Genomic DNA, 16,737 nt, shown 5'->3' with positions numbered 1-16,737 from the left:
CCATGATCTATGAACTTCGCATTTACGACTGCGTGCCGGGCCAACTCCCGGCGCTGCTCAAGCGTTTCAACGACCATACCTTGGCGCTGTGGGACAAGCACGGCATCCGCCAAGCCGGGTTCTTCACCACGGTGGTCGGCGAAAGCAGCAATCGACTGACCTATTTCATCGCCTGGGAATCCCTTGCCGAGCGCGAAGTGAAATGGAAGGCCTTCACCACCGATCCGGCATGGCTCGAGGCCCGCGACGAGTCCGAGCGCGATGGCCCGATCCTGGCCAATATTTCCAGCCAGTTTCTCGCGCCAACCGCCTTCTCGTCGGTGAAATAGAGGACATCATGAAGATCACCGATCTCAGGTGCGCCGTCATCGGCAAGCATCCCATCGTGCGCATCGTCACCGACGAAGGCCTCCATGGCCTCGGCGAGGTTGAGTACACCAAGCCTTATCTCAAGCCCTGGGTGCTGCATTTCCGCGACGCGCTGATCGGCGAGGACCCGACCGATGTCGAACGCGTGATGTTGAAAATCCGCCAGCGCGGCTCGTTCAAGCCCTACGGCGCCGCCGTCAGCGCTATCGAGCATGCTCTGTGGGACATCGCCGGCAAGGCGGCAGGCGTTCCGGTCTACAAGCTGCTCGGCGGCAAGGTGCGCGACAAGGTGCGGGTCTATAACGGTTCCATCCGCAAGAAGCGCACCGGCGACAGGCCGGAGGATTACGCGGCCGACGTCAAATGGATGATGGAGCGGCCGGAAAACTTCTTCATGGTCAAGCAAGGCATCAGCTTTCATTCCAACATGAAGACCAGCGTCCCCGACTTCCACTACGGCGTGCGCCAGCCGCCGACCTATCACGGCGCGATGGACCAGGGGCAGATCAGCGAGCGCGGCATGGCGCACATGATCGACTGCGTCATCGCCATGAAGGAGGTGCTCGGCGACAAGGTCTCGCTGGCGTTGGATTGCGGCCCCGGCTGGTTCCTGCCGGACGCCATCCGCTTCGCTCAGGCGGTGGAAAAACACAATCTGATGTGGCTGGAGGACATGCTGACCGGCGACTACGTGCCATGGGTCAACCCGCAAGCCTACCGCGAACTCACCACATCGACGTCCACCCCCATCCACACCGGCGAGCAGATCTACCTGCGCCATAACTTCAAGGAACTGATCGAGACCCAGGCGGTCCGTGTCATCGGTCCGGACCCCGCCGATATCGGCGGCATCGCCGAGCTCAAATGGGTGGCCGAGCACGCCTATATGCACTCGATCATGATGGCGCCGCACGGCACGGCGAACGGTCTGCTGGGCCTCGGCGCGCTGATCAATGTCTGCGCCACGCTGCCGGCCAACTACATCGCCTTCGAATATCCCAGCGCCTCCGACCCCTGGTGGGAGGACATCGTCATCGGCCTGCCCAAGGGGCAGATCGTGAAGGACTCCATGATCGACCTGCTCGAAGCGCCGGGACTGGGTGTCGACATCGATGCCGAAGCAGCGAAGAAGTACCTTGCGGAAGAGGACGCCGGTTTCTTCGACCAATAAAAGATCCGACGCGGCGACCTGTAGAGTTGCCGCGATGCGGTCTCCAGCGGTGCCCAAGGGCAGGGCGCCTGCCCAAAATGGGTGGCATAAAGCTTCAAACTAGCAAGCAAGCCGGTCTGCCTGCTGTCAGACGGGCGGCGACGTCGTTTGATCCTGGCGGCGCCGCTGCTGCCGGGCATCGACAGCCTTTACCTGGATGTCGGAAGGCTTCCGGTCGCTTTGCGCAGGCACACTTGCGACGAATGCGGGTGACCGCCCTGGCTCGGCAACGTCGAGACACTGAGGGGAGCGCCCTTGTGCGATCGCTCCGCTGGCAGGGGCGCCTGGCGCTCTATGCGGAACAACTCATGCGTGCAAAATAAAGCTGTGGATATCTGGGTTGTGACGGGTTGTCGTCGTATAAACCAAGTCAAGCAGGAGTAGCGTCAAGCAACTGGCTCGGGGGATTCAATGAAGCGGTTGCTTTGGGGCGCGGCTGTGCTTGCCGCAGGCGTCTTCGGTGCTGATATATCTTCTGTATCTTATATTAGAGGTGACGCAGGGATGGAAGCCTTTGCGCAGAGCACCTCGCCGACTGCGCCAGCCAGTGGCGGCCTCGGCAATGGCGGAGCCGCAGCGGCTCTTCATCCGCCAAGCCCGCCCCGGCGGCAGGCGCGACGGGCGACGCGGCGACCGGCAGCCCGGACGCGGCCGCCAAGGTTGGCGCGAAGCCTGCGGAGGCTGGCGATGCCAAGGCGAGCGACACCAAGGCTGCCGGCACGAAGGCAACCGATGCGAAGGGCAAGGCGGCCGATACGGAAGCAGCGCCGGAGGAACCGGCCGCAGCGGCGGCGGCAGTAGAAGCAGCCGCGGCAACCGGCAGCGGCGATCCCGAAGCTGTCGGTACGCCGAAGGTGGACCTGCCGAAGGCCGCCGGCAACGGCAATCTGGGCTATGCCATCGGCATCGACGTGCCGGACTTCCACGGCATCGAGCCGCAGATTGCGCTGAACTACAACTCTTCGCGCAAGACCAAGACCGGTGGCCTCTACCAGGGCTGGCTCGGCTATGCCTGGGGGCTCGAAGGTTTCGATGTCATCGAACGGGCCACGCCTGGCTATGGCATGCCGGCATACGACGCCAATGACATCTATCTGCTCGACGGCCAGGCGATGGTGGCTTGCGTTGCGGGCACCGTCTCGCCGTCCTGCTCGACCGGCGGCACGCATGCGACCGAAAATGAATCTTACCGCCGCATTGCGTTGAACAGCACCACCAATGAATGGAAGGTCACCGATCGCGACGGCACGGTCTCGACCTTCCGCTCGGTGGCGGCGGTCGCCAACATCAGTGTTTCCCCGACCATTCCAGATGGGCATGGGGGCACCCTTCCTAACCCGGCCTACGACCTTGCGATGAGCTATCGCTGGCTGTTGACGTCGGTCACCGACACGAACGGCAACAGTGTCACCTACAGCTACACCTGTCCGGCAAGTCCGGTCTGCTATCCCGACGCCGTCAGCTACAACGGCACCGTGGTGAAATTCTACTACGAGACGCGGCCCGACCTGATCCTGATGGGCAATGGCCGTGACATCTCCGAGACCAGCCAGCGCATCAAGACGATCGGCATTACGGTCTCAGGTGCGGTGCGCGGCGCCTACAAGCTGACCTATGACCAGGCGCCGTTCTCCAACGCCTCTCGGCTGACCGTGGTTACGCGCTACGGCACCGATGCCACCGGCACCGCCGATGGCACCATCACCGGGGGCACTGCGAAGGTGCTTGGCCAGATGACCTATCAGAACACCGATGGGGTGTACGGATCGGTCACACCAGGAATGTATGGCCAGCCGTTGATATGGGGGCAAGTCGCGGGCAAGCAGCCTACCGAAGTGGGCGATCTCAATTTTGACGGACGCGACGAAGTCTTTGGCGCTTATACTGAGTCGGAGGATAGACGCACCGGTGGAAGCGGTGGGGAAACCTATACTGTAACCAGGACTTACAAGCGAGTTATCAAATTCGATACAAATGGGAGCCGCACAGACACGAAAACAATCCTGCTCAACGAATCTTATTCGAATTCTGACTTTAATGACGGCTGGGATTTTTCTGGGTCAGGACACTTCTTGGCGTCCAAGAATGCCATGGATTTTTTCCTCTATGATAACAAGGTCACCGGCAGAAACAACCAAGGCACCCCGATAGCATATGCGCCCACGGGTGCACTCCTGCTGACCGACAGCCAGTTGGCAATGACCAACTCGTACTGCAAACCGACAGCGCCTGCCGGTTACCAATCCGTCTGCGATGCTGTGCCCACTAACGTTACTGCCCCCAATCCTGATAAAATCTCCCTTGTCGCCGATCCCGATGGGGACGGCATCGACACGGTGAACGTCAACAACTCCGAAGATGTACCCATCGGCGTTGGCGATTTCCTCGGCAATGGCCGGCAGCAGCCACTCTTTTGGAAACCAGGTCCCGCTGTACAGAAGGGCGTACTCTCGAACGGTAAATGGCAGCGCAGCGGAACGTCATTCGGGATTAATTGTCCAAGAGAATATCACTTTGGCAGTGGAACCTGCGCCTTGGCCGACCTTAATGGGGACGGGGCATCGGATTTGCTCCGCTACGACGGGAATGGCGGCAACGTCTGGCTATGGTTGTCCACCGGTGTTGGCTTCAAAAGCTATTCGGTATCATCGATTTCCATGGGGTCCGTCGCGCTACGCGATTTCGACAATGATGGACGCACGGACGTCATCGCCATCTACAGTCCGCTAACGCCGCCGCCGCCGATGTATTCAGGTCCGGTCAAAGTGTATTCGCTACGGCCGTCCTCGACGGCGATGACGCCAGTTCAGTTTACGTTGCCGACAGGGATAAATGCAGGCACGGTCATCGGCGATTTCAACGGCGACGGACTGCCTGACTTCGGAGGTCGCATCTCCAACGCCGGCACCGGCAATCCGAACCTGCTGAAGCAGATCGTGACGGAGCTCGGCGGGACGGTTGCGGTGGAGTACTCGCCATCCTCGACCTGGGCGAACGATTACCTGCCGCAGGTCGTGCATGCGGTGACGAAGCTTTCGGTCAGCGACGGCCGTGGCCAGACGGCGGTATCGAGCTACACCTATGCCGGCGGCAAATACGATCCGGCAGCGCGCAAGTTTCTGGGCTTTGCCTCGATCCTTGAGACCAGGCCGCTTGCCAATGGCGAGACGGCGCCGTCGAAGATCGAGACCACCTATCGCCAGGATCTGGCGAGCTATGGCCTGCCGGCGCTGACGGTGTGGAAGGATGGCGCCGGCACCGTGCACAAGCAGGTGGCCGAGACCTATGTCGTCAACACCACGGCAAAACCCTACACCGTGCAGAACACGGCGACCGACACGACGCTGACCGAGAACATCAGCCGCACCTTGCGAGTCGAGCGGGTGTTCGACGGTTACAACAATCTTGCACAGGTAAAGGATTATGGCCGCACGGATGTCAGCGGCGACGAGTTGTGGACGGCAAATTGGTTTGCGCCAAACACCAGTACCTACATCGTGTCATTGCCACGCGCCCAGACGGCCCAGGGAGGCTTCGATGCGTCGCTCCCGTACATTCGTGTCCACTACGACTTCTATGACAACAATCATGCCGACAACACCACTCCACCGACCAAGGGCAATCTGACCTGGTCGGTGGATTATGCCGATATCTATTCCTCACCGGCGAGAGCGACCTATCAGATTTTTGCCTATGACGCCTATGGCAACAAGATTTCCGCCATCAACGCGCTCGGCCACAAGACCGAGTGGGACTATGACGCGACCTATCACCTCTATCCCGTAACCGAACGGGCGCCGCGCTATTTTGCGACGGGCGGACAGACGGCGGACACGCGCTTTGTCTCGACGGCCACCTACAACCCCACCTGTGGATTGCTGGCAACTAAGACCGACCCGAACGGCCTGGTCAAAACCTTCACCTATGATCCGTTCTGCCGGCTCTACCAGGTCTCGCAGAGCGTCACCGGCGCCTATGCCAAGACGCGCTTCGAGAATGAGGGCAATCCGGCAACCCAGGCGCTGGTGAAATACACGCCGCTGCCCAATGGCGCGAGTGGGGGCGCCAGCGAGGATTTTACCCGCTCATACTATGACGGGCTCGGCCGGGTCTATCGCGTCGAAACCCCCGGAGAGACGACGGCGGGCGCCAAGCGCATTGCCGAGACCGACTACGATCTGCGCGGCAATGTGCTGCGCACCGCCTTCCCAAGGTTTGTCGGCGAAGCCGCGCAATGGACTACTAACAACTACGACTGGGCCGACCGGCTGACCAAGACGGTTAATCCGGATGCCAGCCAGCGCACCTATCTGAACGAGTTGGCCACCGCCGCCGCCACGCCGCCACGGCTGAACGCCATGACGACGACCGACGAGCTTGGCCATCAGACACGCACAGCTTGGTCAACGCGTGGCGATGTCTCGGCCGTCGTCCGCGATTTCACGGGCCTCAGTCTGGTGGAGAGTCGCAGTTACGACGTGCTTGGACGGCTAATCGGCGTGACCGATCCCGGCGGTTCAAACTGGAGCTACACCTACGACATGGTCGGCAACCGGTTGACGGCGTCCGATCCCGATCTCGGCACATGGTCCTACACCTACGATGCCGCCAACCGGCTGGTCAGCCAGACCGATGCCAGGAGCACGGTCACCACGCTCAGCTATGACCAGATGGACCGGCTGACGATGAAGACGGCAATGGCGCCGGGCGGCGGCGCGGTGACGCAGGCGCAGAACACCTATGACCAGGCAGCCGCTGGCTATTACAACATCGGTCAGCTGACTACCGCGACCAATCCAGCTGCGACGCAGAGCTACAAATATGACGGCTTCGGCAAGGTGGCGCGTCAGGATGCCACCATCGGCACGCTGACGCATACCACGTCCAGCGTTCGCGATGCCTCCGGACAAACGCTGGCGACGCAATATCTGCCGGTGCAACTCGACTTCGGCACGGCGGCCGCACCTCTGCAATACAGCGCCGGCAACAAGCTCGTCTCTGCCCCCGGCTTCATCACCTCGACGCTCTATGAGGCCGATGGGCAAACGAAGGAGATCACCTATGCGAACGGCGTGAAGACTACCTTCGCCTATTCGCCGACAAGGCGTTGGGTGACGCGTGTCACCACGTCGAAGGGCGCAACCATCCTGCTCGACAATCAGTATGCGCGCGACAACCTCGGCCGCATCACCGGCACGACGGGGCTGACGGGATCGGACAGCTGGACCTACGGCTATGACAATGCCGACCGGCTGACGTCCTCCGACAATCTCGGCGACAACACGCTGGACGAAACCTTCGTCTATGCCGCCAACGACAACATGGTCTCACGCACCCGTGTTGCCGGCACATACGTCTATCCCGCGGCGAGCTCCGCTCGTCCGCATGCGCCAATCTCCGTCGGCGCCAACGCCATGGCCTATGATGCCAATGGCAATCTCACCTCCGACGGCAGCCGCACGCTGACCTGGGACGAGGCCAACCGGCTGAAGACGGTCACGCTGGCTTCCAACACCGTCAACCTGACCTACGGCCCCGACGGCGCGCGGGTGAAGAAGGCCTCAGCCTTCGCCACCACGCTCTATCCCGGCGCCAATGTCGAGATCGATTCGTCGGGACCGGTGGCGAAATACACCCGTTATCCCCATCCCGACATCAAGGTCATCGACGGCGTCAAATACTTCCTGCACCGCGATCACCTCGCCTCGGTGCGCATGGTCACCGATGCCTCCGGCAACATCGTGGAAGCCACCAACTACGCCACCTATGGCGAGCGGCTGAACACCGGCTTCCAGACCCAGAAGAGCTATATCGGCGAGCGCTTCGATCCCGAGACCGGCCTGTTGTATCTGAATGCGCGATACATGGACCCGGTGCTGGGACGGTTTATTTCACCGGACGATTGGGATCCGACCAGGAAAGGTGTCGGCACCAATAGGTACGCCTACGCCCAGAACGATCCTATTAATAATGCCGACAACAACGGCCATGTTGCCGCAACGCCGTCGTCTGACAAAGCCGCTAAGGATAGAGCGGCGCAGAAGGCACTTGAAGCGCGTGCCGACGCCATAAGAAGAGCGCGAGGTAATTCCAATTTCTTCAGCAATCGCGACGTAGACGCGTACGAACGTTTGAGTCAGCCAGTTGCGGACGAGATATCTCGTCAGGTCGCGTTGGACGTTTCAGGAAAGGTCGAAACTCGTGACGAGGTCTTCGCGGCCGTACCGGGTGGCTTACCTGCGAGAGCGGTAACAACTCTTTCTGAGCTAACGATAGCAAGGATAGCCGCTTCAAAACTTGCGCTGTCCGCCGAGCAAGTTGGAGTCAAGCAAGGAGCAGTGTCTGTTGTGGTATCGTCAGAAACTGGGGCTACATATGTTGGTTATAGTACTACTGCAGCCAAGAAATTGGGGGTTGGGAGGCCAACAAATTCCGCCGTGGACGATGCGTGGGCAGGCGTGCCGGCATCCGAACGCTCGGTGACGCATGGGTGTTGCGGCGAACCTCCTGCCGTTGCAAGTGCAATGAACGCTGGGGAGCATCCTTCGAACCTCACAGCGGCTACCGCCTCTATCGGCCGGACGGCGCCAGGAATCACGGGATCAATCAAAGGTCCCTGCTCTTCGTGCAGAGCAGCTATGGATACTCTCGGCGTGAAGTACTAACATCGTTAGAACGGTGACGAGAATGATATCATGGATATAGCGGACATCTTGGAGCGTTTTGAGGTCGAGAGCGTCGCAAGAGCTTTAGTAGAGAAGGTTATATCTAAGCTTGATCAAAATTTATCGGAAAATGAGAAAGCCAAATACTCCATACTGTTTGATGTATCGACGTTTAATGCAAAAATTCAAATGAATGAGGAAGACAAAGAAGTATATGGGAGTTTCTTGACACTTCTTATTGAAAAAATCGGTGGCGCGTATGACTATGATAGAGATTTACTATTCTTGCTTTGGGGATCTGTATTTAGAGGGCGCTGGATGGACAAGGAGTCGATAAGCGACTGGGCCATTGAGGTAGTTGAGGGGTATTTCGAAAAAAGAGGTTGGAATTTTGATTTTATGTATGACGAAATATACAACACTTTGAATGACGGAGAGAAATAGAGCTTTTTGTAAAATGCCGTTCTTTATTCATCGGCAGGCTTTTCATAAGATCGACGCATGTCTGACTTTTCCGTGTTGTCGTCCCGATCGCCGCACCACGTCGCGCAGGCGGCCGCCGGCACCCAACAAAAGCTGTGGCTAATCCGCCCTCCGCGCCTTCGCTGATATCCCCGTCACACCAGCCCCTGTAATCTCAGCCTGAAAGCCCTCGGCTTAGAATCAACCGAGGCAGGGTGGGTCGTGGCGGGACTTGGCGCGCAATGTCTGGATTTCCGGGACTGGTGGCTCGAGGAGCTGCGAGGGGCGCGGCTTTCGCCGAAGCAGAAGCAGGCTCCTACCGGTGACTGGATCGTCAGCCTGGCGGATGACGGCATTCGCGTGCGCGAGGCCGGGGCGCCGGAGTTCCAGTCGATCCCGCTGGCGCTGACCGCCTCTTCGGACGAGATCCTGGCGCTGCTGCAGGGTGGGCGCCGCGTCCGGCGGCCACGCTTCGATATTGTCGTCCAGCCCGGCCTGTTCCTGACACGGCAACTTGCGCCCAGGCGATTGCCGCTCCGGCAGGCGCGCGACATGGCCGAGCTCGACCTTCTGGCCGCGACGCCGTTCGATCCGGCGCAGGTGCATGTCGTGTTTGCCAGGGATGGCCGGGAGGACAGCGCCTACCATGTCGTCAAGGGCAAGACGCTTGCCGCGGTGCTGGATGCGGTCCGCCGCGCCGGCGGCTCGGTGCGCAGCCTGTCGCTGGCGCAGCCCGAAGAGACGCTGCGCGCCGATCCGCTCAGCCTGGCCGCCATCTGGCCGCCGACGGCGCGCGACCGGCGCAGGCGCCGCGCCTGGATCGCGGCGTGTTCGGCGCTGGCCGCAGCCCTGCTCATCACCTTCGTCCATGCGCACTGGCTGATATGGCAGGCCGATGGCGAACTCGACACGCAGATTGCCGATGCGCAGGTGCTGGCCAAGACGGCACGCGCGTCGCTGCAGAAGCGCCAGGCCGGCATCGAGCGGGTCGAGAAAATCCGCCAGGAGAAGAAGACGACGGCGTCGCTGGTGCGGGTCTGGGCCGAACTCACGCATCTGCTCCCCGACACGGCCTGGCTCACCGATCTCTCGGCCAAGGGCGACGATCTCACCATCACCGGCTTTGCCGCCTCGGCGGCCGAACTGATCCAGCCGATCGATGCCTCGCCGCTGTTTTCGGCGCCCGAATTCGCCTCGCCCGTGGTCAAGGTGCCCGGACAGGACGGCGAGCATTTCACCATTTCGGCCAAGATCGGAGCGCTCTGATGCTCTCCGCCATCCTCAACACCAGCCCGCCGCTGCGCCGCCTGATCGCGCTGGCGCTGGCAGTGGTGGCGGCGTGTCTCTGCGCCTGGCTGGTGTTCGCGGCGTTCGACAGCGTCGCTTCGGCGCGGGCCGGGATCGAGGAAAAGCGCGCGCTGCTCGGCCAGCTGCAAAATGTGGCCGCCCTTGCCAAGCGCCTCGACAGCGCCGCCAGCCCGGAGGCTACGGCCAGTCCCGAATTCCTCACCGGCGAGAGCGAAGCGGTCATTCGCGGCGGCCTGCAGAAGCGGCTGAATGCGATCGCCGCCGCCAATGGCGTCAGCGTGCTGTCGGCCGGCAATGCCCCGGTGCTGAGCGAAGGCGGCGTCGATTTCATCGGGCTGCGGGTCAATCTGTCGGGGCAGCTGGAAGGCGTCCACAATGCCGTGCTTGCCCTGGAGACGTCACTGCCGGTGCTGTTCATCCGCGAGGCGACGCTGCGCACCACCGATGTCAGCCCTGCCGCGGGACGGATGGGCGACCCCGAGCTGTCTGCCGAGATCCTGTTTTACGGCCCGCTGCAAACGTCGGGCCCGCCAGGCGGGATCAAGCCATGAGCGGTAAGTTTGCGGACCTGGCGATTGCTGGAGGTATCGCGGTTCTCGCCCTCATCAATGTCGCGCTCTACAACACACCGATCGACACCACGCCGATCGCCTCCGGCAAGGGGCATGATGGCGGCCCGGCTTCCGCCGCGGGAACGCTGCAGTTTCCCGAGGCCGGCGATTTCAGCGAGACGTTCCAGCGGCCGCTGTTCACGCCGATGCGGCGGAAAATCGTGCCGCCGCCGCCAGCACCGCTGCCGGTGGAGGTTGCCGTGGCACCCGTCGAACAGGCGCCGGCGCCAGTGGAAGTTGCACCGGTGGCCGCGCCATCGCTGCTGGGCATCAGCATTCAGGGCGGAGCGGGAAAAGCCCTGCTGCGCGTCGCGGGCAAGGATGAAGCGCTCTGGTATGCCAGCGGCGAGATCGTCGATGGCTGGACGGTGTCGGTGATCGACAAGGACCAGGCCGTGCTGGAGCGCGACGGCAAGGTGACGCGCATCCCGCTGCATCCGCCATGGCAGAACCCGCTACCGGCGCCGCCGCCAGCGCCAGCCCCGCCACCGCCGCCACCTGAGCCGGAACTATGAGCGCGCGCATGTTTGCTGAGAGTAAAGGCAGGGCAATCGCATTTGGTGGTGCCAGTCCCCCACTCCGTCCGCTGCGCGGCCACCTTGCCGGGGCGAGCCACGGGTCTCGCCCGTCCTTCGGACCCCCCATGTCCATGGGGGAGAGGAAACCCAAGCGTTTCAAGGCCGCGACCTCGGCGATTGGCATTTCCTCTTCCCCCACGAATGTGGGGGAGAGGTGGCTCGGCGAAGCCGAGACGGAGTGGGGGAACGCCATATGCGATTGTCCTGCTTCCCCTTGCGGGAAGGGGCCAAGGGTAGGGGTATTCTTAAAACGCAAAGCTCTCCCGGCCATAGACGCAGATAGCACCAGCGCCGGCTTTTCGCTGGTCGCGGTGCTGGTGTTCACGCTGATCGTCTCGGCCATCGTCGTTCCCTTCGCCGTCACCGCCAGGACGCGGCTGATGATTGCCAATAACGAGCTGGAGCAGGAGCGTCTGTCGCTGCTTGCCGAGGGTCTCGGCAATCTGGTGGCGAGCGAATTGACCGGTGACCAGCCCGCGGAAAAGCTGCCGCTGGATTCCACGCCGGCCGCGTGCCGGTCGGGAAAATACAGCTTTGTCCTGCGCGTCCAGGATCATGGCGGGCTGATCGATCTCAATGCCGCCGACGATCGCCTGCTCGGGCTGGGCTTCGCCGCGCTCGGTTTCGAGCAGCGGATGGCGGACGAACTGGCAAAGGCTGCGATGCGGTTTCGCGACAGCGCCAAATTGTTCACCGGCCTGCCGCAGGCAAGAAGCCCGGTGGGCCCGCCCGAGGACAAAGAGGCGCCGTTCGAATCCGTATCCGAGTTGCAGGAGTTTTCAGCACTGGCGTCGATCCCGCTGCGCAACCTGCAGGGGATTTTCACCGTCAACTCCAAGCGCGGCACGGTCAGCTCCGATCGGGCGCCGCGCCGGCTGCGCGCTGTTCTCGTCGGCGGCCCCGACGCATCGGCCGTTGCGGGGGCGACCGATGTATCGGCCTACACGGTTGACATCGTTGTCAGGCTAGATGGCTCCGGCATTACGGGCGAGGCCGGCTTCAACATCGAGAAATCCCAAGCAGGCCTATCGTCGTTCTCGCGCGTTTCGCGCAGCCCGGTCGGCGATGCCACAGCACTGCCGCCAGCCGCCAGTGCCGGTGGCTGCGAGGCGCTGTTCGGCACTGAAGCCGCGCAGTTGCTTGCGAGGTGGAGCGTATGAACGCTTCCGTCCAGGCCAAGGGGATCGAGGCGTTCCTCACCTTTCTCGAAGACGAGAAGGTACTGACCGCGCATGCCGCGCAGCGCGCCTTGGGGGCGTCGCGAACATCCGGCCATCCGTTCGATACGGTGATGACCGAACTCGGGCTGATCGGCGAGCAGGAGCTTGCCAACAGCCTCAGCAGTTACCTTGAAGCGCCGACGCCGGTGGATGTCCCCGAGCAGATCAGCGCCGAAATGTTGGCCGGCGTGCCGCTCGCCTATCTCCGCGAGAACGCCATCCTGCCCTTGCAGATGGACGCCGAGCGGCTGGTTGTCGCCGTCGCCGATCCGTTCTCGTCGGCAACCATCGATGCGCTTGCCTTCCACTATGAGCGGACGCTGGCGCTGCGCATTCTGCCGAGGCGCGTGATCGCCGAATGCATCGACCGTGTCGAGCAGTCGGCCCTGGCGGCGGCGTCGAATGGCGGCAGTGCCGGCGAGATCATGGATTTCGGTCCTGATGATCTCGAGCGGCTGAAGGATTTCGCCCGCGAGGCGCCGATCGTGCGCTTCGTCGCCGAAACCATCCACAAGGCGGTCGACGCCAGGGCCACCGACATTCACATCGAGCCGCTCGAGGACCATGTCCGCATCCGCTTCCGCCATGACGGCATGCTGTCCACCGTCGACACCGCCTCAATCGCGATGCTGTCGGGCATTTCCACGCGCATAAAAATCCTGTCGCGGCTCAACATTGCCGAACGCCGCCTGCCGCAGGACGGGCGCATGCGCATCGCCGTGCGCGGCAGAGATATCGATTTGCGCGTCTCTGTCATCCCGTCCATTCATGGCGAGGCCATCGTGCTGCGCATTCTCGACCGCGCAGGCGTCGAACTGAAGCTGGAAAAGCTCGGCTTCGACAGTGCCGCGCAAGCCAAGATCCGCTCCATGTCGCAATCGGCCAACGGCATCGTGCTGATCACCGGGCCGACCGGCAGCGGCAAGACGACGACGCTCTATTCGATCCTGGCCGAACGGTCGCGGCCCGACGTCAAGATCTTCACCGTCGAGGATCCGGTGGAATACCGCATGGCCGGGATCACCCAGCTGCAGGTCAATCCGGCGATCGACCTCGACTTTGCCGCGGCCCTGCGGTCGATCCTGCGCCAGGACCCCGACATCATCCTGCTCGGCGAAATCCGCGACCGCGAGACGGCGCAGGTCGCGGTGCAGGCGGCGCTGACCGGCCATCTGGTGTTCTCGACGCTGCACACCAACAGCGCGGCCGGCGCGTTGACGCGGCTGCGCGACATGGGCATCGACGGCTACCTGCTCGGCGCGACGATCCGCGGCGTCATCGCACAGCGGCTGCTGCGCCGTGTCTGTCCGGCCTGCCACGGCGTCGAGCAGGCCGGGTCGCCCTGCCGCACCTGCAATGGCTCGGGCTATAGCGGGCGCACGGTGACCTACGAAATGCTGCAGGTTTCGCCGCGCATTGCCGAACTAATCGACCAGGGCGCCGGCGAAATGGAGATCGGCCGCATAGCCGCGCAAGACGATCTGGTGCCGATGTCGATCCATGCCACAGCGCTTGCCCGCTCCGGGGTTACCACGATGGACGAGGTCCGCCGCGTCATCGATCTCGCGGGGGATGGCTGATGCCGGCCTTCGCCTATCGCGCCTATCTCGTCGACGGCAGCACGGAGAGCGGCGTCCTCGATGCCTCGACCAAGCAGGAGGCCGCCCGTAAGCTGGCCCAGCAAGGGCGCCGTTCCTATCACCTCGCCCCGGTAAGCAGCGACAGACCGCAGTTGCGCCTGCCGGGGCGAACCGCGTTGACCTTTACTCGCAAGGTCGATCTCAGCCGGCTGTTCTCCGAGCTGTCGGTGCTGCTCAACGCCGGCTTCACCGTCGACCGCGCCCTGGGCGCGGTCATCGCCGGCGAGGCGAACCGCCAACGGCGCCAGCAGCTGCAATCGGTGCTCGATCTCACCACGGGCGGGCGGCCGATCGCCGAGGCCTTTGCCGCCCTGCCGGGCATCACCTCCGATGTCGCGGCACTTCTCGCCAGCGGTGAGCGCAGCGGCAAGATGGCCTATATCTGCCAGCGGCTGGCGGACACGTTCGAGGCCACCGCCAAGCGCCGCGCGGCAATCGGCGAGGCACTGGCCTATCCGGCCTTTCTGCTTTTGGTGATGAGCGGGGCGCTGGTCATTCTGGCGACCGTGCTGGTGCCGGCGCTGGAGCCGATCTTCGAGGGCTCATCCGCGCCCAAGCCGTTCACCATGAAGATGCTGTCGGTCTTCGGCACGGTGTTCCGCGACTACCCCTTCGTCTTCCCGCTGGCGGCAGTGCTCGGCCTTTTGTCCTATCTCGTGCTGTCTCGCTCTGCCGGCGCCAGAAAACAGTTCTCGCACGCGGTGTTGAAGATACCGCTGATCGGCGCGCTGGTCAGGGATGCCGTCATCGCGCGCTACCTCGAAACGCTGGCCTTGCTGCTCGGCAATGGCGTGGCGATGACCGAGGCGCTATGGCTTGCCGCCAATGTGTCGAGGCAAAGCTCGCTGGCGGCAAGCTTTGCCTCGATCGAGGACAATGTCGCCAACGGCGCCCGCCTGCATGGCGCGGTCGTCAAGGCGGGGATTTTCGATCATGCGACGATGTCGCTGGTGTCGCTCGGCGAAGAGGCGAACGCGCTGCCGGTGGTGCTGGATCGCGCCGCCAAAATGCTGCAGCTGACGCTGACGCGGCGGATCGACACGGTGCTGAAGCTGCTGACCCCGGCGCTGACGATTTCGCTTGGCTTCCTCGTCGGCAGCCTGGTCATTTCGGTGATGACCACGATCCTCTCGATCAACGATCTGGCGCTGCAATGACCGCCGCCGCCACGAAAGCCGACCAGCAGGCGGAAGCCGGATTCACCCTGGTCGAAATGCTGGTGGTGCTGGCGATCATGGCGCTCGTGGCGGCCATCGCCGCACCCGGGCTGGTCAGCCACTACCGCAGCAAGAGCCTGGAGACGCTGGCCGGCGAGATCACCATGCGGCTGCGCCTGTCGCGCACCTCGGCCATTGCCACCGCGCGGCCGAGAGAGGTCCTCGTCGATCTCGGCGCCCGCACCATTCGCTTTGGCGAGCGCGATGTTTTCGCTCTGCCGGATGACGTCAAACTGACGGTCGTTACCGGCCAGGAGACCGTCGTCGCCGGACGGCAAACGGTGCTGACCTTCCTGCCCGACGGCAGCGCGTCGGGCATGGATATTTCGCTGCAGCAAAAGGGGCGGACCGCGCGCATTGCGGTCAACTGGCTGACCGGACTTCCGACATGGCGGGGATTGCCGTGACAGAGCCTTCGTCCGAAGACGGGTTTTCGATCCTGGAAATGATCGTCGCCATGACGATCCTGGCGCTGGTGCTCGGCATTGCCAGCCAGTCGATCGTGCTGGCCAGCCGCAGCATCGCCATCGCCAAGGCGCAGATCGAAGCGGCGAGGGCCGCGCGCATCATGCTGTCGGAGTACGAGGCCGGAACGGACAGCAGGCGATCCGGCTGGCAGTTGCAGACGCGCCCGATCGTGGTGTCGAAGACGAAGATGGTTGCCGTCGTCATTGGCAGGAGTAACGGCGCCGGCCAGCCGTTCCTGACCTTCGTGCCCGCGAAGGATCGGCAATGATCCGGCGGCTGGTCCAAGCCCATGCGCGTCGTGGGGGCCGGCCATCCGGGCAGCGTGTTCTCAAGCAAATATTCGGGACCGACCGGCGCCCCGGATCATCGGCATCGGTCGAAGGCTTCGCGCTGATCGACGTGCTGGTCGGACTGGCGATGATCGGCGTGATCTCCGCGCTGATGATCGTCTTTCTCGGACAGGCGCGGACCATGATGCGGATCCAGAAGACGACCGAGATGCAGATGGAGGTCGATGCCGCCGCGCGGTTTCTCGAAACGGCGATCGGCAGCGCCGAGCCGCTGCCGTTGTCGCAGTCGACGCCCGACATGGTGCTTTATCTCAGCGGCACCGGCGCGCGCATCGAGTTCAACGCCGTTCAGGCCATCGGCTTCAAATCCTCAGCCTTGCGCGAGGTCGCCGTTTCGCTTGGAAGCGACTTGACCATGGTGCAGAAAATCCGACGCGGCAGCGATGCCGCCAAATCGACCGGAGGCCAACCGGTGCGGCTGATCGCCGGCGTCAGCGCGGTAAGGTTCGAATATCTCGACGCTTCGGCCAAAGTCCCGTCATGGTCGGCGAGCTGGTCCGCTGCACGGCGTCTGCCTGCTGCCGTGCGGTTCACCATCTCGGTGGTGAGGGACGGCGCGACCTACTCGTCGACGGGCTTTGCCCGCCTCGATCTGGCAACTGCCGGGCCGCCGGCGGTGAGCTGAAGAGCCTGACCCAT

13 protein-coding genes are annotated in these 16,737 nt (G+C 62.9%); all 13 read left to right on the top strand.

Features of this window, described 5'->3' with window-relative positions:
* Positions 1-2 precede the first annotated feature (2 nt).
* The 13 genes from AC3EML_RS25810 (at position 3) to AC3EML_RS25750 (ending at position 16,723) form a co-directional block, all read left to right on the top strand.
* Positions 3-329: an NIPSNAP family protein gene (locus tag AC3EML_RS25810; RefSeq protein WP_352521519.1), complete on the top strand. Its 327-nt coding sequence runs from the start codon at positions 3-5 to the stop codon at positions 327-329.
* Positions 330-337: 8 nt separating this feature from the next.
* Positions 338-1,540, top strand: coding sequence for a mandelate racemase/muconate lactonizing enzyme family protein (locus AC3EML_RS25805; protein WP_352521520.1), 1,203 nt, complete (start codon positions 338-340; stop codon positions 1,538-1,540).
* A gap of 893 nt (positions 1,541-2,433) precedes the next feature.
* Positions 2,434-8,244: an RHS repeat-associated core domain-containing protein gene (locus AC3EML_RS25800; RefSeq protein ID WP_352521521.1), complete on the top strand. Its 5,811-nt coding sequence runs from the start codon at positions 2,434-2,436 to the stop codon at positions 8,242-8,244.
* Positions 8,245-8,274: 30 nt separating this feature from the next.
* A complete protein-coding gene (locus AC3EML_RS25795) occupies positions 8,275-8,688 on the top strand; it encodes a hypothetical protein (RefSeq protein WP_352521522.1) in 414 nt (137 codons plus the stop codon).
* 240 nt (positions 8,689-8,928) lie between these two features.
* A complete protein-coding gene (locus AC3EML_RS25790; protein ID WP_352521523.1) occupies positions 8,929-9,972 on the top strand; it encodes a PilN domain-containing protein in 1,044 nt (347 codons plus the stop codon).
* Entirely contained in the window at positions 9,972-10,565 is a 594-nt protein-coding gene (gspM, locus tag AC3EML_RS25785) for a type II secretion system protein GspM (RefSeq protein WP_352521524.1), read from the top strand. The genes AC3EML_RS25790 and gspM overlap by 1 nt, the downstream gene beginning before the upstream one ends.
* Complete coding sequence (locus tag AC3EML_RS25780) at positions 10,562-11,140, top strand: hypothetical protein (protein ID WP_352521525.1); 579 nt, start codon at positions 10,562-10,564, stop codon at positions 11,138-11,140. The genes gspM and AC3EML_RS25780 overlap by 4 nt, the downstream gene beginning before the upstream one ends.
* Positions 11,137-12,363, top strand: coding sequence for a hypothetical protein (locus tag AC3EML_RS25775; RefSeq protein ID WP_352521526.1), 1,227 nt, complete (start codon positions 11,137-11,139; stop codon positions 12,361-12,363). Before AC3EML_RS25780 ends, AC3EML_RS25775 begins: the two co-directional genes overlap by 4 nt.
* Positions 12,360-14,003, top strand: coding sequence for a GspE/PulE family protein (locus tag AC3EML_RS25770; protein WP_352521527.1), 1,644 nt, complete (start codon positions 12,360-12,362; stop codon positions 14,001-14,003). The genes AC3EML_RS25775 and AC3EML_RS25770 overlap by 4 nt, the downstream gene beginning before the upstream one ends.
* Positions 14,003-15,220, top strand: coding sequence for a type II secretion system F family protein (locus AC3EML_RS25765; protein WP_352521528.1), 1,218 nt, complete (start codon positions 14,003-14,005; stop codon positions 15,218-15,220). The genes AC3EML_RS25770 and AC3EML_RS25765 overlap by 1 nt, the downstream gene beginning before the upstream one ends.
* Complete coding sequence (locus AC3EML_RS25760) at positions 15,217-15,687, top strand: GspH/FimT family pseudopilin (protein ID WP_352521529.1); 471 nt, start codon at positions 15,217-15,219, stop codon at positions 15,685-15,687. Before AC3EML_RS25765 ends, AC3EML_RS25760 begins: the two co-directional genes overlap by 4 nt.
* The gene (locus AC3EML_RS25755) at positions 15,684-16,016 is read left to right on the top strand and encodes a PulJ/GspJ family protein (RefSeq protein WP_245260247.1); all 333 of its coding nucleotides are present in this window, start codon (positions 15,684-15,686) and stop codon (positions 16,014-16,016) included. The genes AC3EML_RS25760 and AC3EML_RS25755 overlap by 4 nt, the downstream gene beginning before the upstream one ends.
* On the top strand, positions 16,013-16,723 hold the full coding sequence (locus tag AC3EML_RS25750) for a type II secretion system protein GspJ (RefSeq protein WP_352521530.1): 711 nt from the start codon (positions 16,013-16,015) through the stop codon (positions 16,721-16,723). The genes AC3EML_RS25755 and AC3EML_RS25750 overlap by 4 nt, the downstream gene beginning before the upstream one ends.
* Positions 16,724-16,737: the final 14 nt, after the last annotated feature.

This window comes from Mesorhizobium sp. P170090 (assembly GCF_057786115.1).
This window is presented reverse-complemented; position numbering and strand designations above follow the sequence as displayed.